The 24,550-nt window shown below is 72.4% G+C and carries 25 protein-coding genes; 20 read left to right on the top strand and 5 right to left on the bottom strand.

The features are described from left to right. Positions 1–130: 130 nt before the first annotated feature. Together ACSUPV_RS27385 and ACSUPV_RS27390 are read right to left on the bottom strand one after the other, a co-directional pair. Positions 131–934 (bottom strand): DUF3097 domain-containing protein, encoded by an 804-nt coding sequence (locus tag ACSUPV_RS27385; RefSeq protein ID WP_037768197.1) that lies wholly within the window; start codon positions 932–934, stop codon positions 131–133. Between the two features lie 31 nt (positions 935–965). Next, entirely contained in the window at positions 966–1,697 is a 732-nt protein-coding gene (locus ACSUPV_RS27390; protein ID WP_031111605.1) for an MBL fold metallo-hydrolase, read from the bottom strand. A gap of 171 nt (positions 1,698–1,868) precedes the next feature. Between ACSUPV_RS27390 and hrcA the strand changes: the two genes are divergently transcribed. From hrcA to ACSUPV_RS27440, 10 genes are all read left to right on the top strand, one after another. Beyond that, entirely contained in the window at positions 1,869–2,885 is a 1,017-nt protein-coding gene (hrcA, locus tag ACSUPV_RS27395; RefSeq protein WP_031111606.1) for a heat-inducible transcriptional repressor HrcA, read from the top strand. Further along, the gene (gene dnaJ, locus ACSUPV_RS27400) at positions 2,885–4,021 is read left to right on the top strand and encodes a molecular chaperone DnaJ (RefSeq protein WP_031111608.1); all 1,137 of its coding nucleotides are present in this window, start codon (positions 2,885–2,887) and stop codon (positions 4,019–4,021) included. Before hrcA ends, dnaJ begins: the two co-directional genes overlap by 1 nt. 99 nt (positions 4,022–4,120) lie before the next feature. Further along, entirely contained in the window at positions 4,121–5,194 is a 1,074-nt protein-coding gene (locus ACSUPV_RS27405; RefSeq protein ID WP_031111610.1) for a nitronate monooxygenase, read from the top strand. Beyond that, the gene (locus ACSUPV_RS27410) at positions 5,191–5,931 is read left to right on the top strand and encodes a 16S rRNA (uracil(1498)-N(3))-methyltransferase (protein WP_037768196.1); all 741 of its coding nucleotides are present in this window, start codon (positions 5,191–5,193) and stop codon (positions 5,929–5,931) included. Before ACSUPV_RS27405 ends, ACSUPV_RS27410 begins: the two co-directional genes overlap by 4 nt. A 16-nt stretch (positions 5,932–5,947) precedes the next feature. After that, positions 5,948–6,340: a VOC family protein gene (locus ACSUPV_RS27415; RefSeq protein ID WP_436948758.1), complete on the top strand. Its 393-nt coding sequence runs from the start codon at positions 5,948–5,950 to the stop codon at positions 6,338–6,340. 49 nt (positions 6,341–6,389) lie between these two features. After that, a complete protein-coding gene (locus ACSUPV_RS27420) occupies positions 6,390–6,965 on the top strand; it encodes a hypothetical protein (RefSeq protein WP_359784603.1) in 576 nt (191 codons plus the stop codon). A gap of 72 nt (positions 6,966–7,037) precedes the next feature. Beyond that, on the top strand, positions 7,038–10,241 hold the full coding sequence (locus ACSUPV_RS27425; protein ID WP_436948759.1) for a S41 family peptidase: 3,204 nt from the start codon (positions 7,038–7,040) through the stop codon (positions 10,239–10,241). A 122-nt stretch (positions 10,242–10,363) separates the two neighbouring features. Next, positions 10,364–10,717 (top strand): histidine triad nucleotide-binding protein, encoded by a 354-nt coding sequence (locus ACSUPV_RS27430; RefSeq protein ID WP_031111620.1) that lies wholly within the window; start codon positions 10,364–10,366, stop codon positions 10,715–10,717. 5 nt (positions 10,718–10,722) lie between these two features. Further along, positions 10,723–11,664 carry a ribonuclease Z gene (locus ACSUPV_RS27435; RefSeq protein WP_359784599.1) on the top strand — a complete coding sequence of 314 codons (942 nt, stop codon included), beginning with the start codon at positions 10,723–10,725 and terminating at the stop codon, positions 11,662–11,664. A 20-nt stretch (positions 11,665–11,684) separates the two neighbouring features. Further along, positions 11,685–12,677 carry an adenosine deaminase gene (locus ACSUPV_RS27440; RefSeq protein WP_037768191.1) on the top strand — a complete coding sequence of 331 codons (993 nt, stop codon included), beginning with the start codon at positions 11,685–11,687 and terminating at the stop codon, positions 12,675–12,677. 7 nt (positions 12,678–12,684) lie between these two features. On the opposite strand, the gene ACSUPV_RS27445 is transcribed toward ACSUPV_RS27440, so the two are convergent. Together ACSUPV_RS27445 and ACSUPV_RS27450 are read right to left on the bottom strand one after the other, a co-directional pair. Then, positions 12,685–13,998 carry an MFS transporter gene (locus ACSUPV_RS27445; RefSeq protein WP_037768190.1) on the bottom strand — a complete coding sequence of 438 codons (1,314 nt, stop codon included), beginning with the start codon at positions 13,996–13,998 and terminating at the stop codon, positions 12,685–12,687. Between the two features lie 204 nt (positions 13,999–14,202). Next, a complete protein-coding gene (locus tag ACSUPV_RS27450; RefSeq protein ID WP_031111629.1) occupies positions 14,203–14,985 on the bottom strand; it encodes an IclR family transcriptional regulator in 783 nt (260 codons plus the stop codon). Between the two features lie 87 nt (positions 14,986–15,072). Between ACSUPV_RS27450 and ACSUPV_RS27455 the strand changes: the two genes are divergently transcribed. From ACSUPV_RS27455 to ACSUPV_RS27495, 9 genes are all read left to right on the top strand, one after another. Then, complete coding sequence (locus ACSUPV_RS27455; protein WP_436948760.1) at positions 15,073–16,020, top strand: 5-dehydro-4-deoxyglucarate dehydratase; 948 nt, start codon at positions 15,073–15,075, stop codon at positions 16,018–16,020. Then, on the top strand, positions 16,017–17,306 hold the full coding sequence (locus tag ACSUPV_RS27460) for a glucarate dehydratase family protein (protein WP_436948761.1): 1,290 nt from the start codon (positions 16,017–16,019) through the stop codon (positions 17,304–17,306). The genes ACSUPV_RS27455 and ACSUPV_RS27460 overlap by 4 nt, the downstream gene beginning before the upstream one ends. 138 nt (positions 17,307–17,444) lie before the next feature. Next, entirely contained in the window at positions 17,445–18,581 is a 1,137-nt protein-coding gene (locus ACSUPV_RS27465) for a carbohydrate kinase family protein (RefSeq protein WP_031111636.1), read from the top strand. Between the two features lie 169 nt (positions 18,582–18,750). Continuing rightward, positions 18,751–19,818, top strand: coding sequence for a PhoH family protein (locus ACSUPV_RS27470; protein ID WP_078651083.1), 1,068 nt, complete (start codon positions 18,751–18,753; stop codon positions 19,816–19,818). Between the two features lie 14 nt (positions 19,819–19,832). Further along, the gene (gene ybeY / locus ACSUPV_RS27475) at positions 19,833–20,330 is read left to right on the top strand and encodes an rRNA maturation RNase YbeY (RefSeq protein WP_030239729.1); all 498 of its coding nucleotides are present in this window, start codon (positions 19,833–19,835) and stop codon (positions 20,328–20,330) included. A gap of 7 nt (positions 20,331–20,337) precedes the next feature. After that, positions 20,338–21,648 carry a hemolysin family protein gene (locus tag ACSUPV_RS27480; protein ID WP_037768184.1) on the top strand — a complete coding sequence of 437 codons (1,311 nt, stop codon included), beginning with the start codon at positions 20,338–20,340 and terminating at the stop codon, positions 21,646–21,648. After that, on the top strand, positions 21,645–22,004 hold the full coding sequence (locus tag ACSUPV_RS27485; protein ID WP_031111643.1) for an MmcQ/YjbR family DNA-binding protein: 360 nt from the start codon (positions 21,645–21,647) through the stop codon (positions 22,002–22,004). Before ACSUPV_RS27480 ends, ACSUPV_RS27485 begins: the two co-directional genes overlap by 4 nt. Before the next feature lie 108 nt (positions 22,005–22,112). Next, positions 22,113–22,466: a cytidine deaminase gene (locus tag ACSUPV_RS27490; protein WP_031111644.1), complete on the top strand. Its 354-nt coding sequence runs from the start codon at positions 22,113–22,115 to the stop codon at positions 22,464–22,466. A gap of 170 nt (positions 22,467–22,636) precedes the next feature. Next, the gene (locus tag ACSUPV_RS27495) at positions 22,637–23,113 is read left to right on the top strand and encodes a hypothetical protein (RefSeq protein WP_037768180.1); all 477 of its coding nucleotides are present in this window, start codon (positions 22,637–22,639) and stop codon (positions 23,111–23,113) included. 38 nt (positions 23,114–23,151) lie between these two features. Here ACSUPV_RS27495 and ACSUPV_RS27500 read toward each other — a convergent pair whose 3' ends face one another. Continuing rightward, a complete protein-coding gene (locus ACSUPV_RS27500; RefSeq protein WP_033306329.1) occupies positions 23,152–23,490 on the bottom strand; it encodes a P-II family nitrogen regulator in 339 nt (112 codons plus the stop codon). Between the two features lie 85 nt (positions 23,491–23,575). Here ACSUPV_RS27500 and era point away from each other — a divergent pair, with 85 nt between their 5' ends. Beyond that, the gene (era, locus tag ACSUPV_RS27505; RefSeq protein ID WP_359784587.1) at positions 23,576–24,538 is read left to right on the top strand and encodes a GTPase Era; all 963 of its coding nucleotides are present in this window, start codon (positions 23,576–23,578) and stop codon (positions 24,536–24,538) included. The last annotated feature ends 12 nt before the right edge of the window (positions 24,539–24,550 follow it).

Genomic DNA, 24,550 nt, shown 5'->3' on the forward strand with positions numbered 1-24,550 from the left:
GGTGCCGCTCTCCGTGGGACGGGTGCCGCCCCTAGCGGCATGCATGCCCGCAGCTGAGCGAGACACCGGCCGCAGCTGAGCGGGGACGCGGGCCGCAGCTGAGCGGGGACGCGAGCGCAGCTCAGCGCGGCTACGGCGCCGTCACGAAGTCGATCAGTTCTTCCACCCGGCCCAGGAGTTCCGGCTCCAGGTCCTTGTACGAGTGGACGCCGGACAGGATCCGCTGCCACGCCGCGCCCGTGTTCTGCGGCCAGCCCAGGGCGCGGCACACGCCCGTCTTCCAGTCCTGGCCCCGCGGGATCCGGGGCCAGGCCTCGATGCCGAGGGAGGACGGCTTCACCGCCTCCCAGATGTCGATGTAGGGATGGCCCACCACCAGCGCGTGGTCGCTCGTCACCGACTGGGCGATGTGCCACTCCTTCGAGCCCGGTACGAGGTGGTCGACCAGGACGCCGAGGCGCGCGTCGGGGCCGGGGGCGAAGGAGTCGACGATCGACGGGAGGTCGTCCACGCCCTCCAGGTACTCCACGACCACGCCCTCGATGCGCAGGTCGTCGCCCCACACCTTCTCGACCAGCTCGGCGTCGTGCCGGCCCTCGACGTAGATGCGGCCGGCACGGGCCACGCGCGCGCGTGCGCCGGGGACCGCCACCGAACCGGAGGCCGTGCGGGTGGGCCGTGCCGGGGCGCCCGGCGAGGGGCGGACCAGCGTCACCACCTTGCCCTCCAGGAGGAAGCCGCGCGGCTCCATCGGGAACACCCGGTGCTTGCCGAAGCGGTCCTCCAGCGTCACCGTGCCCGCCTCGCAGCGGATGACCGCCCCGCAGAAGCCGGTGCCGGGCTCCTCCACCACCAGGCCCGGTTCCGCCGGGACCTCGGGGACCGGCTGGGGCTTCTTCCACGGCGGGGTCAGGTCCGGAGAGTACTGGCGCATTCGGATGACGATAGGAGAACCGGGCGGGTGGTCACGGAGACACGCCGAAACGGGTCGCCAGCGCGTCCCGCTGGGCCCGGACGAACGCCGCGTCCACCACCGCTCCGTGACCGGGCACGTACACCGCGTTCTCGCCGCCCAGCGCGAGCAGCCGGTCCAGCGCGGCCGGCCAGTGCGACGGCACGGCGTCCGGGCCCGCCTGCGGCTCGCCGGACTCCTCGACCAGGTCGCCGCAGAACACCACCTCCGGATCGCCCGGCACCAGCACCGCCAGATCGTGCGCGGTGTGCCCGGGGCCCACGTTCGCCAGCAGCACCTGGCACCCGCCGCCCAGGTCGAGGGTCCACTCGCCGGACACCAGGTGGCGGGGCGGGACCAGCAGGTCCGCCGACTCCTGGGCGACCGTCTCGGCCAGTCCGTTGCGCACCGCGTCCGCGCGCAGCTCCTCGCGGTCCCGCAGGCGCGACAGCACCGCGTCCACGCCCACCGCGCCGAACACCTCCGCCCCCGTGAACGCCGCCGCCCCGAAGACGTGGTCGAAGTGGGGATGGGTCAGCGCGAGATGTGTCACACGGTGCCCGGTGAGCGACTGCGCCTGCTCGCGCAACCGCGCTCCCTCGGCCGGGCTCGACCCGGCGTCGATCACGAGGACCGCGTCCTCGCCGGCGACCAGCCCCGCCGTGCAGTCCCACACCGGCAGCCGACACCGCCCCACCCCGGCGGCCACGCGCTCCCACCCGAGCTCTTCCCAAGTCACCGTCATACGGCGACGCTAGCCGTGACTCCCGCCCGGGGCACGACGCCGCACGACCAGCCTTGCCGGGGGCGTACCCCACCGCCGTACACTGGGCCGGGGAACATTGGCACTCGCACGCGCAGAGTGCCAGGCCGCGAACGGCAGGCAACGGGCGGACGACTTCTGGAGGTGTGCGCGATGCTCAGTGAACGCAGGCTTCAGGTGCTGCGCGCCATCGTCCAGGACTACGTCGGCACCGAGGAGCCGGTCGGCTCCAAGGCCCTCACCGAGCGGCACAACCTCGGCGTCTCCCCGGCGACCGTCCGCAACGACATGGCGGCCCTGGAGGACGAGGGATACATCGCCCAGCCGCACACCAGCGCCGGGCGCATCCCCACCGACAAGGGGTACCGCCTGTTCGTGGACAAGCTCGCCGGCGTCAAGCCCATGACCGCGCCCGAGCGGCGCGCGATCCAGAACTTCCTGGAGGGCGCCGTCGACCTCGACGACGTCGTGGCGCGCACGGTGCGGCTGCTCGCGCAGCTCACGCGCCAGGTCGCCGTCGTGCAGTACCCGTCGCTGACCCGGTCCACCGTGCGGCACGTGGAGCTGCTCTCCCTCGCGCCCGCGCGCGTGATGCTCGTGTTGATCACGGACACCGGGCGGGTCGAGCAGCGGGTGGTCGACTGCCCGGCGCCCTTCGGCGAGGCCTCGCTCGCTGATCTGCGCGCGCGCCTCAACAGCCGGGTGGCGAACCGCCGTTTCGCGGATGTGCCGAGTCTGGTGGAGGATCTCCCGGAGGCTTTCGAGCACGAGGACCGGGGTACGGTCTCCACGGTGCTCTCCACACTCCTGGAGACGCTCGTCGAGGAGAACGAGGAGCGGCTGATGATCGGCGGCACCGCCAATCTGACCCGCTTCGGTCATGACTTCCCCCTCACGATCCGGCCCGTGCTGGAGGCGCTGGAGGAGCAGGTCGTGCTCCTCAAGCTGCTCGGCGAGGCGAAGGATCCGGGCGTGACCGTCCGTATCGGTCACGAGAACGCCCACGAAGGACTCAACTCCACGTCCGTCGTGTCGGTCGGCTACGGTTCGGGCGGCGAGGCAGTCGCCAAGCTCGGCGTGGTCGGACCGACCCGCATGGACTACCCGGGAACGATGGGAGCGGTACGCGCAGTGGCACGGTACGTCGGACAGATCCTGGCGGAGTCGTAGTGGCCACGGACTACTACGCCGTACTCGGCGTGCGCCGCGACGCGTCGCAGGAAGAGATCAAGAAGGCCTTCCGGCGGCTCGCCCGCGAGCTGCATCCGGACGTCAACCCCGATCCGAAGACCCAGGAGCGGTTCAAGGAGATCAACGCCGCCTACGAGGTGCTGTCGGACCCGCAGAAGAAGCAGGTCTACGACCTCGGCGGGGACCCGCTCTCGCAGGCCCAGGGCGGCGGCGCGGGCGGCTTCGGAGCCGGTGGCTTCGGGAACTTCTCCGACATCATGGACGCGTTCTTCGGCACGGCGTCGCAGCGCGGTCCGCGCTCGCGCACCCGCCGCGGCCAGGACGCGATGATCCGCATCGAGGTGGAGCTCGATGAGGCGGCCTTCGGCACGACGAAGGACATCCAGGTCGACACGGCGGTCGTCTGCAACACCTGTAACGGTGAGGGCGCGGCCCCCGGTACGTCCGCCCAGACGTGTGACATGTGCCGCGGCCGCGGTGAGGTGTCGCAGGTCACCCGGTCCTTCCTGGGCCAGGTCATGACGTCCCGTCCGTGCCCGCAGTGCCAGGGCTTCGGAACGGTGGTCCCGACCCCGTGCCCGGAGTGCGCGGGCGACGGGCGGGTCCGCTCCCGCCGCACGCTCACGGTCAAGATCCCGGCCGGTGTCGACAACGGCACGCGGATCCAGTTGGCCGGCGAGGGCGAGGTCGGGCCCGGTGGCGGTCCGGCCGGTGACCTCTACGTCGAGATCCACGAGCTGCCGCACCCCATGTTCCAGCGGCGCGGCGACGACCTGCACTGCACGGTGACCATCCCCATGACGGCGGCGGCCCTCGGCACGAAGGTGCCGCTGGAGACGCTGGACGGGCTGGAGGAGGTCGACATCCGCCCGGGCACCCAGTCCGGCCAGTCGATCCCGCTGCACGGCCGAGGTGTCACCCACCTGCGCGGCGGCGGACGCGGCGACCTCATCGTCCACGTCGAGGTCCAGACCCCGACCAAGCTCGACCCCGAGCAGGAGCGTCTCCTGCGCGAGCTGGCCAAGCTACGCGGCGAGGAGCGGCCCCAGGGTCAGTTCCAGCCGGGACAGCAAGGGCTGTTCTCCCGGTTGAAGGACGCGTTCAACGGGCGCTGACGGGAGCCCTCGGGTGGCCTGGAGGGGCTCGTTCCTCTGGTCTATGCCACACGGCAGGCCGGTTTCGGAGTTGTTCGGAGGACGTGACAACATGCGGTCATGTCCTCCGCTCTGACCGATCTCTTCCCCCACCCGATCGTGCAGGCCCCCATGGCGGGCGGCGTCTCCGTGCCGCAGCTCGCCGCCGCCGTGTGCGAGGCGGGCGGGCTCGGGTTCCTCGCCGCCGGGTACAAGACCGCCGACGGGATGTACGAGGAGATCAAGCAGCTGAGGAGCCTCACCGGCAGGCCCTTCGGCGTCAACCTCTTCATGCCGCAGCCGGAGTACGCCGACCCGGCCGCCGTCGACGTCTACGCCCACCAGCTGGCCGGCGAGGCCACCTGGTACGAGGCCGAGCTCGGTGACCCCGAGAGCGGCCGCGACGACGGCTACGAGACCAAGCTCGCGGTGCTCCGCGACAACCCCGTGCCCGTCGTGTCGTTCCACTTCGGCGCGCCGAGCCGCGAGGTCGTCGACGCCCTGCACCGCGTCGGCACGTTCGTCCTGGTCACCGCCACCACCCCCGACGAGGCCCGGGCCGTCGAGCGGGCGGGCGCGGACGCGGTCATCGCGCAGGGCGTCGAGGCCGGCGGCCACCAGGGCACCCACCGGGACGTCCCCGAGACGGACGGGTCCGGCATCGGCCTGCTGTCGCTGGTCGCCCAGATCAGGGAGGCCGTCAACATCCCGATCGTCGCCGCCGGCGGAATCATGCGCGGCGGCCAGATCGCCGCGGTGCTCGCCGCGGGCGCGAGCGCGGCCCAGCTCGGCACGGCCTTCCTCGCCACGCCCGAGTCCGGCGCGAACGCCCTGCACAAGCAGGCGCTGACCAACCCCCTGTTCGTGCGCACCGAGTTGACCCGGGCCTTCTCCGGGCGGCCGGCGCGCGGTCTCGTCAACCGGTTCCTGCGCGAGCACGGCCCGTATGCGCCCGCCGCCTACCCCGAGATCCACCACCTCACCGCGCCGCTGCGCAAGGCCGCCGCCAAGGCCGGTGACGCACAGGGCATGGCGCTGTGGGCCGGGCAGGGGCACCGGATGGCGCGGGAGCTGCCCGCCGGGCAGCTGGTGGAGGTGCTGGCCGGTGAACTCGCCGCCGCCAGGACAGCGTTGTCGGGCGGGGGCGTCCGGTGACCGCGCCGGTGTTCGTGGTCGACCACTTCGACGCGGGCCGCGGCGGCCGGTACGTCCTCGACGGGCCGGAGGGACGGCACGCCGTCTCCGTGAAGCGGCTGCGGCCCGGCGAGGACGTCGTCCTCACGGACGGGGCCGGGCGCTGGGCGGACTGCGTGGTGCTCGACACCGAGGGCAAGGACCGGCTGATCGTCCAGCTGGACTCGGTGAGCGAGGAGCCGCCGGAGCAGCCGCGACTGACCGTCGTGCAGGCGCTGCCCAAGGGAGACCGGGGAGAGCTGGCCGTCGAGACCATGACCGAGGTCGGCGTCGACGCGATCGTGCCCTGGGCGGCGGCGCGCTGCATCACGCAGTGGAAGGGCGACCGCGGGGCCAAGGCGCTGGGCAAGTGGCGGGCCACCGCACGGGAGGCCGGCAAGCAGTCCCGCCGGGTGCGGTTCCCCGAGGTCGCGGAGGCGGCCACGACCAAGCAGGTCGCGGCGCTGCTGGCGGGCGCGGAGTTCGCCGCCGTGCTGCACGAGAGCGGCGACGCGCCGCTGGCGACGGCCGAACTGCCGTCGTCCGGCGAGATCGTGCTGGTCGTGGGGCCCGAAGGGGGCGTGGCGCCGGAGGAGTTGGCGCTGTTCGAGGAGGCGGGGGCCGGGGCGTACCGCCTCGGGCGCAGTGTGCTGCGCACATCGACCGCCGGGACCGCGGCCGCGGCCGTGCTCCTGGCCCGTACCGGCCGCTGGTCCTGACCCCCCTGGAGGAACCGTGGAACTCGCCCAAGTACGTCTGCTCGTCACCGACTTCGCCGCGTGTTACCGCTTCTACGGCGACATCCTCGGCCTCAAGCCCCAGTCGGGCGCGGCCGAGGGGCCGTACGAGAAGTTCAGCCCCGCGGTCGGTTCCGCGGGGATCGCGCTGCAGGACCGGTCGATGATGGCCGAAGTGCTCGACGAGGTCGGGGACGCGGCGACCGGCCACCGGTCCCTCGTCGTGCTGCGGGTGGACGCGCTGGACGCGTACTGCGAGGAGATCACCCTCCGCGGCGCCACGGTCCTGCACGGCCCGGCGCCCATGACCGACCGCATGCGGGTCGCCTACCTCAAGGACCCCGAGGGCAACCTGGTGGAGCTTCAGGAGTGGCTCCTGCTGCGCGGTTGACGCCTTTGCGCCCTACCGCGCCGCCCCCGTCAGTGGCAGGCTCCCCTTCATGGGGGCGTTCAGGAGGATCTGGCGGGGGCCGCGCGGCCGTCGGGTGGCTGTGGCGGCGGTGTTCGGGACCATCGCGGTGGGCGGTGCCGTCGCGTGCGAGCCGGGCAGCGGCATCAGCTCCGCGGCCGTCGCGTACACCACCGACGAGACCGTGACCAAGGAACTCGACCGGCAGAAGGCGGGCGTGCGCTGGCTCAGTTGCACCGCCTCCTACGGCGAGAACGGCCAGAACGGCCAGAACGGCAAGAAGTCGACCCCGTCGCCCTCGGCGAGTGAGAAGACCGTCGCCACCGTCGACTGCCAGGGCGAGACCAAGGACGGCAAGGACATCACCGTCGACGGCAAGGTCACCCACGCCGTGGACGGTGCCTGCGTGCGCGGGAACATCACCGCCAAGGTCGACGGCAAGGTCTGGTTCGAGGTGGACGGGCTCGGCGACTGCAACGCCACCAGCCCACCGCCCGTCGGCGGCGGCCCCACCCAGGGGCAGCCCGGGCCCACCGTCACCGTGACCGTCACACAGACCATCTGGTGCGACCGGTACCCCGACTGCCGGCCCGTCGAGGGCAAATGACGTACGCGAGGGGCGAACGGCAAGTGATCCGAAGTCTGTCCGCGGCGCGCCGTCCCTGCATAGGGTGATCGGGTGACACAGTCCGCATCGCCTGCGTATCTCCGGTTCCCGCACCTGCACGGCGACCTGGTCGCCTTCACCGCCGAGGACGACGTGTGGCTCGCCCCGCTCGACGGCGGCCGGGCCTGGCGGGTCAGCGCCGACAACGTGCCGGTGACCCAGCCCCGCATCTCCCCGGACGGCACCACCGTCGCCTGGACCTCGACAAGGGACGGCGCCCCCGAGGTGCACATCGCCCCGGTCGCCGGAGGCCCCGCCAAGCGCCTGACGTACTGGGGGAGTTGGAAGACCCAGGTGCGCGGCTGGACCCCGGACGGCCAGGTACTGGCGATCAGCACCCAGGGGCAGGCGAGCCTGCGCCGCACCTGGGCGCGTGCCGTCCCCCTCGACGGCGGCCCGGCCGCGACCCTGCCGTACGGCCCCGTCGGCGACATCGCCCACGGCCCGCACACGGTGCTGCTGTCCGCGCCGATGGGACGCGAGGCGGCCTGGTGGAAGCGGTACCGCGGCGGTACGGCGGGCAAGCTGTGGATCGACCCCGAGGACGACGGCGAATTCGTGCGGCTGCACGAGGACCTCGACGGCAACATCGAGTACCCGCTGTGGGTGGGGGACCGGATCGCGTTCCTCTCCGACCACGAGGGCACCGGCGCGCTCTACTCCTCCCTCGCCGACGGCTCCGACCTGCGCCGCCACACGCCCCTCGACGGGTTCTACGCCCGGCACGCCGCGACCGACGGCACCCGTGTCGTCTACTCCAGCGCCGGTGAACTCTGGCTGCTGGACGACCTGGACGGAGCCGAGCCGCGCCGGCTCGACGTACGGCTCGGCGGGCAGCGCGTCGATCTCCAGCCGTTCCCGGTGAACGCCTCCCGGTGGTTCGGGTCGGCGTCCCCGGACCACACCGCGCGCGGCAGCGCCGTCTCCGTCCGCGGCTCCGTCCACTGGGTCACCCACCGCTCCGGCCCGGCCCGCGCGCTGGCAGCGACGCCCGGCGTCCGGGCCCGGCTGCCGCGCGCCTTCCGCGCGGACGGCGAGGAGTGGGTGGTGTGGGTGACGGACGCCGAGGGCGACGACGCCCTGGAGTTCGCGCCCGCCACCGGCCTCGCCCCCGGGGCGACGCCGCGCCGGATCGCCGCCGGTCAGCTCGGCCGCGTTCTGGACCTCGCCATGGCACCCGACGGCAGCCGCGCCGCCGTGGCCTCCCACGACGGCCGTCTCCTGCTCGTCGAGCGGGAGACGGGCGAGGTGCGGGAGGTCGACCACAGCGAGGACGGCGACGTCTCGGGGCTCGTCTTCTCACCCGACTCGACCTGGCTCGCCTGGTCCCACCCCGGGCCGCGGCCCCTGTGCCAGCTGAAGCTCGCCAACACCACCGACCTGTCGGTCACCGAGGCGACCCCGCTGCGCTTCCAGGACTACGCGCCCGCGTTCACGGCCGACGGCAAGCACCTCGCGTTCCTGTCGACCCGCTCCTTCGACCCGGTCTACGACGAGCACGTCTTCGACCTGGCCTTCGTCGAAGGCGCCCGGCCGCACCTCATCACCCTCGCGGCGACCACCCCGTCCCCGTTCGGGCCGCAGCGGCACGGCCGGTCCTTCGAGACGCCCGACCGGGAGGAGACCCCCGACAGCGAGGGCACCCCCACCACCCGCATCGACCTCGAGGGCCTCGCCGACCGCATCGTGCCCTTCCCGGTCGAGGCCGCCCGCTACTCCAACCTGCGGGCCGCCAAGGACGGCGTGCTCTGGCTGCGCCACCCGGTCGCCGGCGTGCTCGGCGCGTCACGGGCCACCCCGGACGACCCCGAGCCCAAGTCCGAGCTGGAGCGGTACGACCTCGCCCAGCAGCGCGTCGAGCACCTCGCCGTCGACGCCGACCACTTCGAGGTCAGCGGCGACGGCAAGCGGGTGCTGCTGTGGACCGACGGGCGGCTGAAGGTAGTCCCCAGCGACCGGCGCGCCTCGAACGACGACGACAGCGACACCAACATCACCGTCGACCTCGGCCGGGTACGCCAGTTCGTCGACCCGGCGGCCGAGTGGCGGCAGATGTTCGACGAGAACGGCCGCATCATGCGGGACCACTTCTGGCGGCCGGACATGAGCGGCGTCGACTGGGACGGCGTCCTCGACCGCTACCGCCCGGTCGTGGACCGGTGCGCCACCCACGACGACCTCGTCGACCTGCTCTGGGAGGTCCAGGGCGAACTCGGCACGTCCCACGCCTACGTCACCCCGCGCGGCGGCCACGGCGGCGGTCCCCGCCAGGGCCTGCTCGGCGCCGACATCTCCCGCCACGAGGACGGCAGCTGGCGCGTCGACCGCATCCTGCCCTCCGAGACCTCCGACCCGGACGCCCGCAGCCCGCTGGCCGCACCCGGCGTCGCGGTGCGCCCCGGGGACGCGATCGTCGCGATCGCCGGGCAGCCCGTCGACCCGGTGGCCGGCCCCGGTCCGCTGCTCATCGGCACGGCGGGCAAGCCGGTGGAGCTGACCATCTCCCCGTCCGGCGGCGGCGACCCACGGCACGCCGTCGTCGTCCCGCTCGCCGACGAGGAGCCGCTGCGCTACCACGCCTGGGTCGCCGACCGCCGCGCCTACGTCCACGAGAAGTCCGGCGGCCGCCTCGGCTACCTGCACGTCCCCGACATGCAGGCGCCCGGCTGGGCCCAGATCCACCGCGACCTGCGCGTCGAGGTCGCCCGCGAGGGCCTCGTCGTCGACGTCCGCGAGAACCGCGGCGGCCACACCTCCCAGCTCGTCGTGGAGAAACTCGCCCGCCGGGTCGTCGGCTGGGACCTGCCCCGCGGCATGCGCGCCGAGAGCTACCCGCGCGACGCGCCCCGCGGCCCGGTCGTCGCCGTCGCCAACGAGTTCTCCGGCTCCGACGGCGACATCGTCAACGCCGCGATCAAGGCCCTCGGCATCGGCCCGGTCGTCGGCACCCGCACCTGGGGCGGCGTCATCGGCATCGACAGCCGCTACCGCCTGGTCGACGGCACCCTGGTCACCCAGCCGAAGTACGCGTTCTGGCTGGAGGGCTACGGGTGGGACGTGGAGAACCACGGGGTGGATCCCGACGTGGAGGTCGTACAGCGCCCGCAGGACTACGCGGCGGGCAGGGACCCGCAACTGGACGAGGCGATCCGACTGGCGTTGGAGAGTCTGGAGAGCAGTCCCGCAAAAACGCCTCCGGCTCTGCCCACCTCTTAGGGGCGCGGGGCTGTGTCGATATGCGGCTCCGCCGCGTGGGCGCGACCAGCCACAACGCACCCGCACCCGACGACGATACGATGCCCAAGTCGGACCGAATTCGGCCAACCCCCGGAGGGAAAATGGCAGGGGAACCCCAGGACGACTGCCTGTTCTGCAAGATCGTCGCAGGCACCATCCCGGCGACGATCGTCCGCCAGACGGAGACGACCGTCGCGTTCCGCGACATCAACCCCCAGGCACCCACTCACGTCCTCGTGATCCCCAAGGCCCACTACGAGAACGCCGCCGCCCTCGCCGCCGCCGACCCCGCCCTCACCGCGGACGTGCTGCGCGAGGCCCAGGCCGTCGCGGACGAGGAGAAGCTCGACAGCTACCGTCTCGTCTTCAACACCGGCAGCGGCGCCGGCCAGACCGTCTGGCACGTGCACGGCCACGTGCTCGGCGGCCGCGGCCTCGAATGGCCCCCGGGATAACCGCCTTGTCCGTCCGCGAACTCGTCGTCCTCGGCACCGCCAGCCAGGTCCCCACCCGGCACCGCAACCACAACGGCTACCTGCTGCGCTGGGACGGCGAGGGCATCCTGTTCGACCCCGGCGAGGGCACGCAGCGCCAGATGCTGCGCGCCGGGGTCGCCGCGCACGATCTCAACCGGATCTGCGTCACGCACTTCCACGGCGACCACTCCCTCGGTCTCGCCGGTGTGATCCAGCGCATCAACCTCGACAAGGTCCCGCACGAGATCACCGCCCACTACCCCCGCTCCGGACAGCGCTTCTTCGACCGGCTCCGGTACGCCACCGCCTACCGCGAGACCGTCGAGATCACCCAGGCCCCGATGGCCTCCGACGGGCCCGTAGCCCGCACCGACGGCTACACGCTGGAGGCGCGGAAGCTGTCGCACCCGGTCGAGTCGTACGGCTACCGCCTCGTGGAGCCCGACGGCCGCCGCATGCTGCCCGAGCGGCTCGCCGCGCACGGCGTCAAAGGCCCGGACATCGGCCGGATCCAGCGCGAGGGCTCGCTCGGCGGGGTCGCCCTGGAGGACGTCAGCGAGGTGCGGCGCGGGCAGCGGTTCGCGTTCGTCATGGACACCAGGCTCTGCGACGGCGTGTACGCGCTGGCCGAGGGCTGCGACCTGCTCGTCATCGAGTCGACGTTCCTCGACGAGGACGAGGAACTCGCCGTGGAGCACGGGCACCTGACGGCGAGTCAGGCCGCACGGGTGGCCAGGGACGGCGGGGTGCGGCACCTCGTGCTCACCCACTTCAGCCAGCGCTACACCGGCCGTGGGGGCACCTCCCGCTCGAGCGAAGCCGAGAGTGGGGGAGAGTTCGAGCGGCAGGCGCGGGCCGCCGGGTACGACGGTGAGCTGACCGTGGCGCACGATCTACTGAGGGTGCCGGTTCCGAAGCGTCGGTGATACGGCCGTACGATGAATTGATGTCCCTCCCCAAAGCCGAACTGCACCTTCATATCGAAGGCACCCTGGAACCGGAGCTGGCCTTCGAGCTCGCCACGCGCAACGGCCTCACGCTGCCGTACGCCGACACGGACGAGCTGCGCGAGGCCTACCGCTTCGAGGATCTCCAGTCGTTCCTGAACCTGTACTACGAGCTCATGGCCGTCCTGCGCACCGAGCGGGACTTCGAGGACCTGGCGAACGAGTACCTCGCCCGGGCCGCCGCGCAGGGCGTGCGGCACGCCGAGATCTTCTTCGACCCGCAGGCCCACACCAGCCGCGGTCTGGAGATCGGCACGGTCGTCGAGGGACTGTGGCGCGCACTGGGGAGCAGCGAGGCGAACCACGGCGTGTCGACCCGGCTGATCCTGTGCTTCCTGCGCGACGAGTCCGCCGAGTCGGCCCTGGCCACGCTGGACGCGGCCAAGCCGTACCTGGACCGCATCACCGGCGTCGGCCTCGACTCGGCCGAGGTCGGGCACCCGCCGGCCAAGTTCCGCGAGGTCTACGAGGCCGCCGCCGCGCTCGGCCTGCGCCGGGTCGCCCACGCGGGCGAGGAGGGCCCGCCGGAGTACATCACCGAGGCGCTGGACGTGCTCGGCGTCGAGCGCGTCGACCACGGCCTGCGCTGCGTGGAGGACCCGGCGCTGGTGGAGCGGCTGGTGCGGGACCGGGTGCCGCTGACCCTGTGCCCGCTGTCGAACGTGCGGCTGCGGACCGTCGACACCCTCGCCGACCACCCGCTGCCCGCCATGCTGGACGCCGGCCTGATGTGCACGGTCAACTCCGACGACCCGGCCTACTTCGGCGGCTACGCGGGCGACAACTTCGACGCCGTCCGCGACACTCTGGGCCTGGGCGAGGAGCGGTTGCGGGAACTCGCCCGCAACTCCTTCCTCGCCTCGTTCCTGGAGGACGACGAGGAGCTGCGGGCGCGGTACCTCGCCGAGGTCGAGGCGTACACCTTTCCCTAGCGGGCCCTCAGAGGACCTCCGACCCCGCCTTGCCGTAAGCGCGCTGGGCGGGGACGGCCGGGGTCTCCACGGGGATCTCCACCACCGGCTGCTCGGGTGCGCCGATCTCGGGGACCGCGCCGGTGGGCGTGCCGGTGGTGGCGGCGACCAGGGCGGCCGGGGTGCCGCCGCGGCGGCGGACCGCGCCGGGCAGCAGCGGGCGCCCGCCGGTGTGCAGGGCGACGGCGGTCATCGGCAGGGCGATCACCAGCAGCCCGGCGCCGAGGACCGCGCCCATCACCGGGAACCCGGCCTGCGCCGAGAGCACGCTGCCGGTCAGCGGCCCGGCGGCCGTGCCCAGCGAGGACGCCGAGCCGACCAGCACCGCCCAGCGCCCGCGCGGGTCGAGCGAGGCGGCGAGCCCGATCAGGTACGACAGCACCACCGGGTACAGCGTGTTCCAGGCGATCTCGCCGGCCGCGAAGCTCGTCAGGTCGGTCGCGGAGGCACTCAGCACGATGCAGCCGGCGATGAGGACCGTGCCCGCGCCGATCGGCACCGCGCGTCCCAGGCGCGCCCCGAGCGCGCCCGCCGCCAGGACGCCGGCCAGACCGGCGCCCAGCGCCACGGCGAAGACGGCGCCGACGGTGGCCTCGCCGAGGTGGGCCTGCGTCAGCCCGATCCGTCCGCTGACGCCCCACAGGGAGTTCTGCGCCAGCGACCAGCACACCATGGCGGCGGCCAGCACCAGCCCCGAACGGGCGTGCGGCAACCGGGCCTTGTCCTGCCGGGCGGGAGCGGCGGGCGCACCGGCCGGGAGGCGGCCGGTCAACGGCCACACGGCCAGGGCCGTGAGGGCGATCGCGGCCAGGGGCAGGCCGTGCCCCGGGCCGAGGTGCGGCACGGTCAGGTACACGGCGCCCGCGAGGGCGGAGACGCTGAGCAGCCCGGCGGTGGAAGCCCGGTGCGGGTCCCGCTGAGCGGCGATGAGGGTGGCGGCGACGGTGGTGGCCGTGCCGGATCCGAACCCGCCGACCATCGCGCCGGCCACGACGGCGGGGACGGACGTGGTGAGGGCGGCCCCGCCGTAGCCGAGGACGGCGAGGAGGAGACCGAGCCGGGCGAGGGCGCGGGCCCCGGCCCGTTCGACCCGCGAGGCGAGGGCGAAACCGGCGGCGGCCGAACTCAGCAGCAGCGCACTGCCGACGGCACCGGCCTGCGTGGCGGAGAGCGAAAGGTCCGAGTCGAGCCGGCCGACGGTGGTCGGCAGCAGATACGGAGCGAGGTACCCGGCCGTGAAAAGGGCGACGAGGGGCCAGGGGGTGGTGCGGGGGGCGAACACGGGCGTTCCCAGGGCATGCGAAAGGAGCGGCGGAGAAAGGGGGATGGGGCGACGACCGTCGACGGACAGGAACGCGCGGGCAATTTGTATCAAGCAAGCAGTCGCACACGTGAGCCAGGGGGGTGTGATGTGGAGCACGTTGCGTTTGGGGCAGTGAAGCTCGGGTAAACGAGCGCCTTTTGCGAGGTGACGCCGCGTCTCCCGCTAGCGCCAGTGCACCGATCCGGCCCCCGTCGGCACCGTCGCCTCGATCTTCGCCCGGACCTCCCGCATCACGGCGACGATCCGCTCCTCGTGCTCCGGGGTGAGCCGGGCGACCGGCACCGAGCAGCTGATCGCGTCCTGCGCCGGGGTGTCGTAACGCAGCGCGAACCCGAAGCCGACGATGCCGGGCACGCCCTCCTCGCGGTCCTCGGACCAGCCGCGGGCCCGGATCCGCGCGAGGTCGGCCGCGAGGGACTCCCGGCTCGTGTGCGAGTTCGGGGTCAGCGCCTCGTACGGCCCCTCGGGCAGCTCCTCGTCGGGGCGTTCCGCCAGCAGCGCCTTGCCCAGGGCGCCGACGTGCGCGGGCAGGCGCCGCCCCACCCGGCTGATCGTCCTGAGGTACTCGTGCGACTCCCGCGTGGCCAGGTACGCCACGTCCCGGCCGTCCAGCCGGCCCAGGTGGATGGTCTCGCCGAGCGCCTCGGAGGCCTCGTCGAGATACGGCCGCACGACCCGGACCCGGGGGTCGGAGTCGAGGTAGCTCGTGCCGGTGAGCAGGGCGTGGATGCCGATGCCGTACAGGGAGCCGGTGACGTCGGTGCGGACCCAGCCGCGCGAGATCAGGGTCTGCAGCAGCGCGTACATCGAGCTGCGCGGCACGCCGAGTTCACCGGCCAGCTCCTGGAGCCGGGCCGGGCGGTCGCCGCGCGCCGCGAGGAGTTCCAGCAGCTCGACCGTGCGCGCCGCGGACTTCACCTCGCGGACGCCCCCTGTGTCTGACATGCGCCGATGGTAATCGGGTCGCCCGCGCGGTTGACGTTCGCATACCTAACCTTCATTCTCATACATAGATGACGTCTACATAAGGAGATGCTCGTGAGCGCTGGACCGGTAGCGGTCGCGCACCGGCTGCGGGACGGCATGGCGGGCGGCGTGCTGTCGTTCCCGCTGACCAGCTTCCGCGACGACGGCACCCTCGACCCGGACGGCTTCCGCGCCTACGTCGCGGACCGGCTCGCCGCCTCGCCCGGCGCGGTCTTCCCCGCCTGCGGCACCGGCGAGTTCTTCTCGCTCGACGAGGACGAGTACCGGCGGGTCGTCGCCCTCACCGTCGAGGAGGCGGCCGGCCGCGTCCCCGTCGTCGCCGGCATCGGCTACGGCTGGGCGCAGGCCGTCCGCTTCGCGCGCATCGCCGAGGACGCCGGAGCCGACGCGCTCCTGGTCCTCCCGCACTACCTCGTCGCGGCCCCGCAGGACGGCCTGGTCGCCCAGCTGGAACAGATCGCCGCCCGCACGTCACTGCCCCTGATCGCCTACCAGCGCGGCCAGGTCGCCTTCACCACCGAGTCGCTCCGGCGCGTCGCCGCCCTGCCGAACGTCATCGGCCTCAAGGACGGCCACAGCGACCTCGACCGGCTGCAACGCCTCACGCTGGCCGCACCCGAGGACTTCCTGTTCTTCAACGGCGCCGCCACCGCCGAGATCCAGGCCCGCGCCTACGCCACCGTCGGCGTCCCCGCCTACTCCTCCGCCGTGCACGCCTTCGCCCCCGAGATCGCCGGCGCCTTCTTCGCCGCCCTGCGCGACGGCGACCACGGCACCGTCGACAAGCTGCTGCGCGGCTTCTACGCCCCGCTCGTCGAACTGCGCGACCGCGTCCCCGGGTACGCCGTGTCGCTGGTGAAGGCGGCGGCCCGACTGCGCGGGCACGCCGTGGGCCCCGTCCGCGCCCCGCTCACCGACCCCTCGCCCGCCGACCTGGCCACCCTCCGCACAGTCCTCACCGCCGGACTCGACCTCGTGGGAGCCGCACTGTGAACCTCACCATCACGGACGTCCGGCTGACACCGATCCTGGTCGCCGACCCGCCGCTGCTGAACACGCAGGGCGTGCACCAGCCGTACACGCCCCGACTGATCGTCGAGGTCGTCACGGCGGACGGCATCACCGGCGTGGGGGAGACCTACGGCGACACCAAGTACCTGGAGTTGGCCCGGCCCTTCGCCGAGCGGCTGAAGGGACGCCAGGTCGGTGATCTGAACGGGCTGTTCACGGTCGCGGACAAGGTGGCCGTGGACGCCTCCCGGGTCGAGAACGCCGTCGACGTCGGCGGGCTGCGGGGCGTCCAGACCGCCGACAAGCTGCGTCTTTCCGTCGTCTCCGGTTTCGAGGTCGCCTGCCTCGACGCCCTCGGCAAGGCGCTCGGACTGCCCGTGCACGCGCTGCTCGGCGGCAAGGTGCGCGACGCCGTCGAGTACAGCGCCTACCTGTTCTACAAGTGGGCCGGCCACCCCGAGGGCGTGCCGGCCGAGCGGGACGACTGGGGTGCCGCCGTCGATCCGGCCGGAGTGGTGGAGCAGGCCCGGCGGTTCACCGAGCGGTACGGCTTCACCTCCTTCAAGCTCAAGGGCGGCGTCTTCCCGCCCGACGAGGAGATCGCCGCCGTACGGGCCCTCGCCGAGGCCTTCCCCGGGCACCCGCTGCGGCTGGACCCCAACGGCGCCTGGTCGGTGGAGACCTCCCTGCGCGTGGCCGAGGAACTCGGGGACATCCTCGAGTACCTGGAGGACCCCACCCTCGGCACCGCCGGCATGGCCGAGGTCGCCGCGAAGACCGGCGTGCCGCTCGCCACCAATATGTGCGTGACGACCTTCGCCGAGATCAAGGAGGCCTTCACCCGGGACGCCGTCCAGGTCGTGCTCTCCGACCACCACTACTGGGGCGGACTGCGCAACACCCAGCAGCTCGCCGCCGTCTGCCGCACCTTCGGCGTCGGCGTGTCCATGCACTCCAACACCCACCTGGGCATCTCCCTCGCCGCGATGACCCACGTGGCCGCCACCGTCGCGGACCTCCACCACGCCTGCGACTCCCACTACCCCTGGCAGTCGGAGGACGTCCTCACCGAGCGCCTCACCTTCGAGGGGGGCAGGGTGGCGGTGTCCGACGCCCCGGGGCTCGGCGTGGAGCTCGACCGCGACCGGCTGGCCGTACTGCACCGGCGGTGGCTGCACGACGACGGCGCGCTGCGCGACCGCGACGACGCGGCGGCCATGCGGATCGCCGACCCCGAGTGGGTGACGCCCCCGGTGCCGCGCTGGTAGGGCCTGCGCTTTTCGGGGACGGGGGCGCGCGGAGCCCGGCGCGAGCTGCCGGGGCGGGTGAGTCCGGCGTGATCGGCGTCACGTTGTCGGTGATGTGGTGCACACTGGCCTGATCCGCACCACGTCAGGGAGCGCATCGTGATCGCGTCCACCGCCCCGGCAGGAAAGGGCCCGGCCGGAAAGGGATCGCACCGCCAGACCCAGGTCGATCCCCTCGCCCCGCTGCGCGCGCCGGACGACCCGCCCTGGGACGTCTACCTCACCGGCACCGTCTTCCTCGACATCATCTTCACCGGCCTCGACTCCGCCCCGGTCCGCGGGACGGAGTCCTGGGCCCGCGGGATGGGATCGAGCCCCGGCGGCGTCGCCAACATGGCCACCGCGCTGGCCCGCCTCGGCCTGCGCACGTCCCTCGCGGCGGCCTTCGGCGACGACCACTACGGCGACTACTGCTGGGACGCCCTGGAGCACGGCGAGGGCATCGACCTCTCCCCGTCGCGCACGGTGCCCGGCTGGCACTCCCCGGTGACCGTCTCCATGGCGTACGAGGGGGAGCGCACGATGGTCTCGCACGGCCACGAACCGCCCCCCGAGGAGCCGGCCCCCGAGTGCCCGCCCCGCGCCCGCGCCGCCGTCGCCTCCCTCGCGCCCGGCGTCAGCGCGCCCTGGATCGCCCAGGCCGCGAGCAAGGGCACCCGCGTCTTCGGCGACGTCGGCTGGGACGACACCGGGGCGTGGGACCTGGCGGCCCTGCCCGACCTGCGGCACTGTGAGGCGTTCCTGCCGAACGCCGAGGAGGCCATGCGGTACACGCGCGCGGACTGCCCCCGGGCCGCCGCGCACGCCCTCACCGAGTACGTGCCGCTCGCGGTGGTCACCCTCGGGGCGGACGGGGCGTACGCGGTGGACCGGCGCACGGGGGAGACGGCGGAGGTGCCGGCCATCGAGGTCGAGGCACTCGACCCGACGGGCGCCGGGGACGTGTTCGTCGCCGGGTTCGTGACCGGGACGCTGGCGGACTGGCCGCTGGCGGACCGGCTGGCGTTCGCCGGGCTGACGGCGGCGCTGTCGGTGCAGGAGTTCGGCGGGTCGTTGTCGGCGCCGGGGTGGTCGGAGATCGCGGCGTGGTGGCGGAAGGTGCAGTCGGTCGAGGGGCAGTCGGCGGCGGCGTTGGAGCGGTACGGGTTCCTGGCCGACCTGGTGTCCGAGGAGCTGGTGCGGCCCTGGCCGCTGCGGAGAGCCGTCCCCACGATCGGGTTCCGGCGCTCGGCGTGACCTCCTGGCCTCCCGGGGCCAGTGAACAGCGGCTGTCGCCTCCGTTTCCAACCCCACCCCCAAAACCCCTACGGCGTTGTCACTCCCCCGTCGTACCCTGGGAATCGCGAGGCCGCCCTCAGCTATGCGGCCGTGACGAGGAGGAACCGCAGGCCTTAAGCGCCGGCCCATGACTCAGACACCCACAGCTCACACCCCCGCGCAGGAGCAGGCGAGAGCACAGTTCACCGTCCCCGCCCAGCACCCCATGGTGACCGTCCTGGGGTCCGGCGACTCCCTCCTGCGCGTGATCGAGAAGGCCTTCCCGGCGGCCGACATCCACGTCCGGGGCAATGAGATCAGCGCGGTCGGCGACCCCGTGGACGTCGCCCTCATTTCGCGCGTGTTCGACGAGATGATGCTGGTGCTCCGCACCGGGCAGCCGATGACGGAGGACGCAGTGGAACGCTCGATCGCCATGCTGAAGGCGAGCGAGAACGGGGAGAGCGACGGCCAGGAGACCCCGGCCGAGGTGCTCACGCAGAACATCCTGTCCTCGCGAGGCCGCACGATCCGCCCCAAGACGCTCAACCAGAAGCGCTACGTGGACGCGATCGACAAGCACACGATCGTCTTCGGCATCGGCCCGGCGGGCACCGGCAAGACGTACCTGGCGATGGCCAAGGCGGTGCAGGCCCTGCAGTCCAAGCAGGTCAACCGCATCATCCTGACCCGCCCGGCGGTCGAGGCCGGCGAGCGGCTCGGCTTCCTCCCGGGCACGCTCTACGAGAAGATCGACCCCTACCTGCGCCCGCTCTACGACGCGCTGCACGACATGCTCGACCCGGACTCCATCCCGCGGCTGATGGCGGCGGGCACGATCGAGGTCGCGCCGCTGGCGTATATGCGGGGCAGGACCCTTAATGACGCTTTCATCATCCTCGACGAGGCCCAGAACACGAGCCCCGAGCAGATGAAGATGTTCCTCACCCGCCTCGGCTTCGACTCGAAGATCGTGATCACGGGTGACGTGACGCAGGTCGACCTCCCGGACGGGACGAAGAGCGGTCTGCGCCAGGTGCAGGACATCCTGGACGGCGTCGAGGACGTCCACTTCTCCCGGCTCTCGTCCCACGACGTCGTACGGCACAAGCTGGTGGGCCGTATCGTCGACGCGTACGAGAAGTACGACACCAAGCACGGCACCCAGAACGGCGCGCACAAGAGCCGCGGCAAGTCCGGGCACAAGGGGAAGTAGACACACTCAGCACCATGTCGATCGACGTCAACAACGAGTCCGGCACCGAGGTCGACGAGCAGGCGATCCTCGACATCGCCCGCTACGCGCTCGCGCGGATGCGCATCCACCCGCTCTCCGAGCTCTCGGTGATCGTCGTGGACGCCGACGCCATGGAGCAGCTCCACATCCAGTGGATGGACCTGCCCGGCCCCACGGATGTCATGTCCTTCCCGATGGACGAGCTGCGTCCCCCGTCCAAGGACGATGACGAGCCGCCGCAGGGGCTGCTCGGCGACATCGTGCTGTGCCCCGAGGTCGCCGAGAAGCAGGGCAAGGAAGCGGAGACGCAGCACTCCATGGACGAGGAGCTCCAGCTCCTCACCGTCCACGGCGTGCTGCACCTGCTGGGCTACGACCACGAGGAACCGGACGAGAAGGCCGAGATGTTCGGCCTCCAGGCGGCCATCGTGGACGGCTGGCGCGCGGAGCGGGGCCTGACCGGTCCGTCCCCGGCGCCGACCGTCTCGTAAGCCGCCGATGAGTCCGCAGCTCGCCCTCGGCGCGATCGCCCTGGTCGTGGTCGCCTGGCTCGCCGCCTGCGCGGAGGCGGGCCTCGCGCGCGTCTCCAGCTTCCGCGCCGAGGAGGCCGTGCGCTCCGGCCGCCGGGGCAGCGCCAAGCTCTCCCAGGTCGCCGCCGACCCGACGCGCTATCTGAACGTGGCGCTGCTGGTCCGCGTCGCCTGCGAGATGGCCGCCGCCGCGCTGATCACGTACGGCTGCCTGATGGAGTTCGACAACACGACCGAGGCCCTCCTCATCGCCATCGCGGTCATGGTCCTCGTGTCGTACGTCGCCGTCGGCGTCTCCCCGCGCACCATCGGCCGCCAGCACCCGCTGAACACGGCGACGGTCTCGGCGTACGTCCTGGTGCCGCTGGCCCGGATCATGGGCCCGATCCCGTCGCTGCTGATCCTCATCGGCAACGCGCTCACCCCCGGCAAGGGCTTCCGGCGCGGCCCCTTCGCCTCCGAGGCGGAGCTGCGGGCGCTGGTCGACCTCGCCGAGAAGGAGTCCCTCATCGAGGACGACGAGCGCCGCATGGTGCACTCCGTCTTCGAACTGGGCGACACCCTCGTGCGGGAGGTCATGGTCCCGCGCACGGACCTGGTGGTCATCGAGCGCTTCAAGACCATCCGCCAGGCCCTGACCCTCGCCCTGCGCTCCGGCTTCTCGCGCATCCCGGTCACCGGCGAGAGCGAGGACGACATCGTCGGAATCGTGTACCTGAAGGACCTGGTCCGCAAGACGCACATCAGCCGCGACGCCGAGTCCGAGCAGGTGTCGACGGCCATGCGCCCGGCGTTCTTCGTGCCCGACACCAAGAACGCGGGTGACCTGCTGCGCGAGATGCAGAAGGAGCGCAACCACGTCGCCGTCGTCATCGACGAGTACGGCGGCACGGCCGGCATCGTCACCATCGAGGACATCCTCGAGGAGATCGTCGGCGAGATCACCGACGAGTACGACCGCGAACTGCCCCCGGTCGAGGACCTCGGCGAGGACCGCTTCCGGGTCACCGCCCGCCTCGACATCGGCGACCTGGGTGAGCTGTACGGCCTGGACGCGTTCGACGACGAGGACGTCGAGACGGTCGGCGGCCTGCTCGCGAAGGCGCTGGGCCGGGTCCCCATCGCCGGGGCGTCGTCCGTGGTCGCCCTCCCCGACGGCCGGGAGCTGCGCCTGACCGCGGAGGCCGCGGCCGGCCGCCGGAACAAGATCGTGACCGTGCTGGCCGAGCCGGTGGACCCGGCGCACCCTCACCAGGACGAGGAGGAGAAGCCGGAATGACGCCCCAGGAGCTGCGCGCCTTCTGCCTGTCCTTCAACGCGGCCGTGGAGGACTTCCCGTTCAGCCCGGAGATCTCCGTCTTCAAGGTCCGGGGCAAGCTCTTCGCGCTGTCGCACCTCGACGCGCGGCCCCTGACGGTCAACCTCAAGTGCGATCCGGAGGACGCGATCCGGCTCCGTGCGGAGCACCCCGGCCTGATCGTCCCCGGCTGGCACATGAACAAGCGCCACTGGAACACGGTCACGGCCGACGGCGACCTCCCGGACCAGCTGGTCCGGGAGCTCGTCGAGGACTCCTACGACCTGGTCGTGGCCGGCCTGCCGCGCGCCGAGCGCCTCCGACTCGACCGCCCCTGAGGCGCCCTTCCGGGGTCGTGCACGCCGGACAGCGGGTCGCCGGAGGCGCGGGGCGGGGCGATGGACCCCGTGGCCGGACAGGCGTGCTGTTCTCCGTATGCTCGCCTCATGACCGACACCAGCGCGCTTGACCCCGAGGACCGCAAGATCGTCACCCTGGCCCGTTCCGCGCGGGCCCGCAACGGCGTGCCCGAGGGAGCGGCCGTGCGCGACGAGACCGGGCGTACGTACGTCGCGGGGACCGTGGCCCTCGCGTCCCTGAAGCTCAGCGCCCTGCAGACGGCGGTGGCGATGGCGGTGGCCTCCGGAGCGACCTCGCTGGAGGCGGCGGCGGTGGTGACGGAGGCGGAGACCGTGACCGGGGAGGACCGGGCGGCGGTACGGGACCTCGGCGGGGCCGGGACGCCGGTGCTGGTGGCCGGGCCGGACGGAACGGTTCGGGCCACGGTGACCGCTGGCTGAAGTTCGGTGTAACCGGCGGTAAGTAGGCCAGATTTCAACCTTGTCGCCGCCCGGCCCTCGCGCATCAATGGAACCGTCAGTTCCGACGGACCGTCAGGTTCGGCTCTCGGCAGTGTGTCCGCATCCACGTGCCGAGCGGTCCCCCCCACACGGAAAGGGAACCGAATTCCATGAGATGCAAGCGCATAGGAGCAGGTGCGGCACTGGCGGCCGGGGTCCTCGCGGCCACCGGGCTCGCCTTCGCCCCCGCCGCCCTCGCCGTCACCCCGCAGACGGCGACGATCAGCGCCGACTGCGGCACGTTCGGCAGCGGCGCCGCCACGCTCACGGCCACCCAGAACGGCACCGCCGCCACCGTCACCGTCAAGTCCTCGGCGATCACCGCGCCGATCGCGCTCGGCGCGGACTCGATCTCGTCCACGCTCACCCTGGTGAAGGCCGGCGGCGGCAGCGTCACCTTCACCGGTAAGAAGAACCCGGCGATGGCCGCCGGCGCCCCCGTCGAGGTCGGCCCCCTCAACGGCACCGTGGCCTCCGGCGACAGCCTGGAGGCCTTCGGCGGCTCGTTGAAGATGACCGTCTTCGGCATCACCATCACCTGCACGGCGACCGGGCCGCAGTCACCGGGCCCGTTCGTGTTCGACTGAGAGTCCGACTCGGAACGAGAGCGACGCGGCCCCGGTGTTCAGAGCGCGTCGGGGCCGCGCTCGCCCGTCCGCACCCGCACCACCGTGTCCACGGGCAGCGCCCAGACCTTGCCGTCGCCGATCTTGCCGGTGTGCGCGGCCTTCACGACCGCGTCGATGACGGCGTCGGCGTCCGCGTCCTCGACGACGACCTCGATCCGGACCTTCGGCACCAGGTCGACCTGGTACTCGGCGCCGCGGTACACCTCGGTGTGGCCGCGCTGCCGGCCGTAGCCGCTGGCCTCGGAGACGGTCAGACCGTGCACCCCGAGTTCCTGCAGGGCGTTCTTGACCTCGTCGAGACGGTACGGCTTGACGATCGCGGTGATGAGCTTCATGTCCCCGTGATCGTAGGCCGTCCCGGCCTGCACCGTAAGCCTGGACTGCACGTCCGGTACGGGGCCGCGTCGGGGATCAGGGAGAATGGGCGGCATGAGCGTCCGTACCCAGTCATCCGAAGAGCCTGCCGGAGTCGTCCACAGGGCCGGCTTCGCCTGCTTCGTGGGCCGTCCCAACGCGGGCAAGTCCACCCTCACGAACGCTCTGGTCGGCCAGAAGGTGGCGATCACGGCGAACCAGCCGCAGACGACGCGGCACACCGTGCGGGGCATCGTGCACCGCCCCGACGCCCAGCTGATCCTGGTCGACACCCCGGGCCTCCACAAGCCGCGCACGCTGCTCGGCGAGCGGCTCAACGACGTCGTGCGCACGACGTGGGCCGAGGTGGACGTGATCGGCTTCTGTCTGCCCGCCAACGAGAAGCTCGGCCCCGGCGACCGTTTCATCGCGAAGGAACTGGCGTCCATCAAGAAGACGCCGAAGATCGCGATCGTCACGAAGACCGACCTGGTGGACGGCAAGGCGCTCGCCGAGCAGCTCATCGCGATCGACCAGCTCGGCAAGGAGCTCGGCTTCGAGTGGGCGGAGATCGTCCCGGTGTCGGCGGTCGGCGACAAGCAGGTGGGTCTGCTGGCCGACCTGATCGTCCCGCTGCTGCCGGAGGGTCCGGCGCTCTACCCCGACGGCGAGCTCACCGACGAGCCGGAGCAGGTCATGATCGCGGAGCTGATCCGGGAGGCCGCGCTGGAGGGCGTCCGCGACGAGCTGCCGCACTCCATCGCGGTCGTGGTGGAGGAGATGCTCCCCCGCGAGGGCCGCCCGGCCGACAAGCCCCTCCTGGACATCCACGCCTTCGTCTACATCGAGCGCCCCAGCCAGAAGGGCATCGTCATCGGCCCCAAGGGCAAGCGCCTGAAGGAGGTCGGTATCAAGTCCCGCAAACAGATCGAGGCCCTGCTGGGAACGCCCGTCTTCCTCGACCTGCACGTGAAGGTCGCGAAGGACTGGCAGCGGGATCCGCGGCAGTTGCGCAAGCTGGGGTTCTGAGTTCGTTCGCGC

It is taken from the genome of Streptomyces sp. SudanB52_2052 (genome assembly GCF_964272415.1).
Taxonomy (GTDB): Bacteria; Actinomycetota; Actinomycetes; order Streptomycetales; family Streptomycetaceae; genus Streptomyces; species Streptomyces olindensis.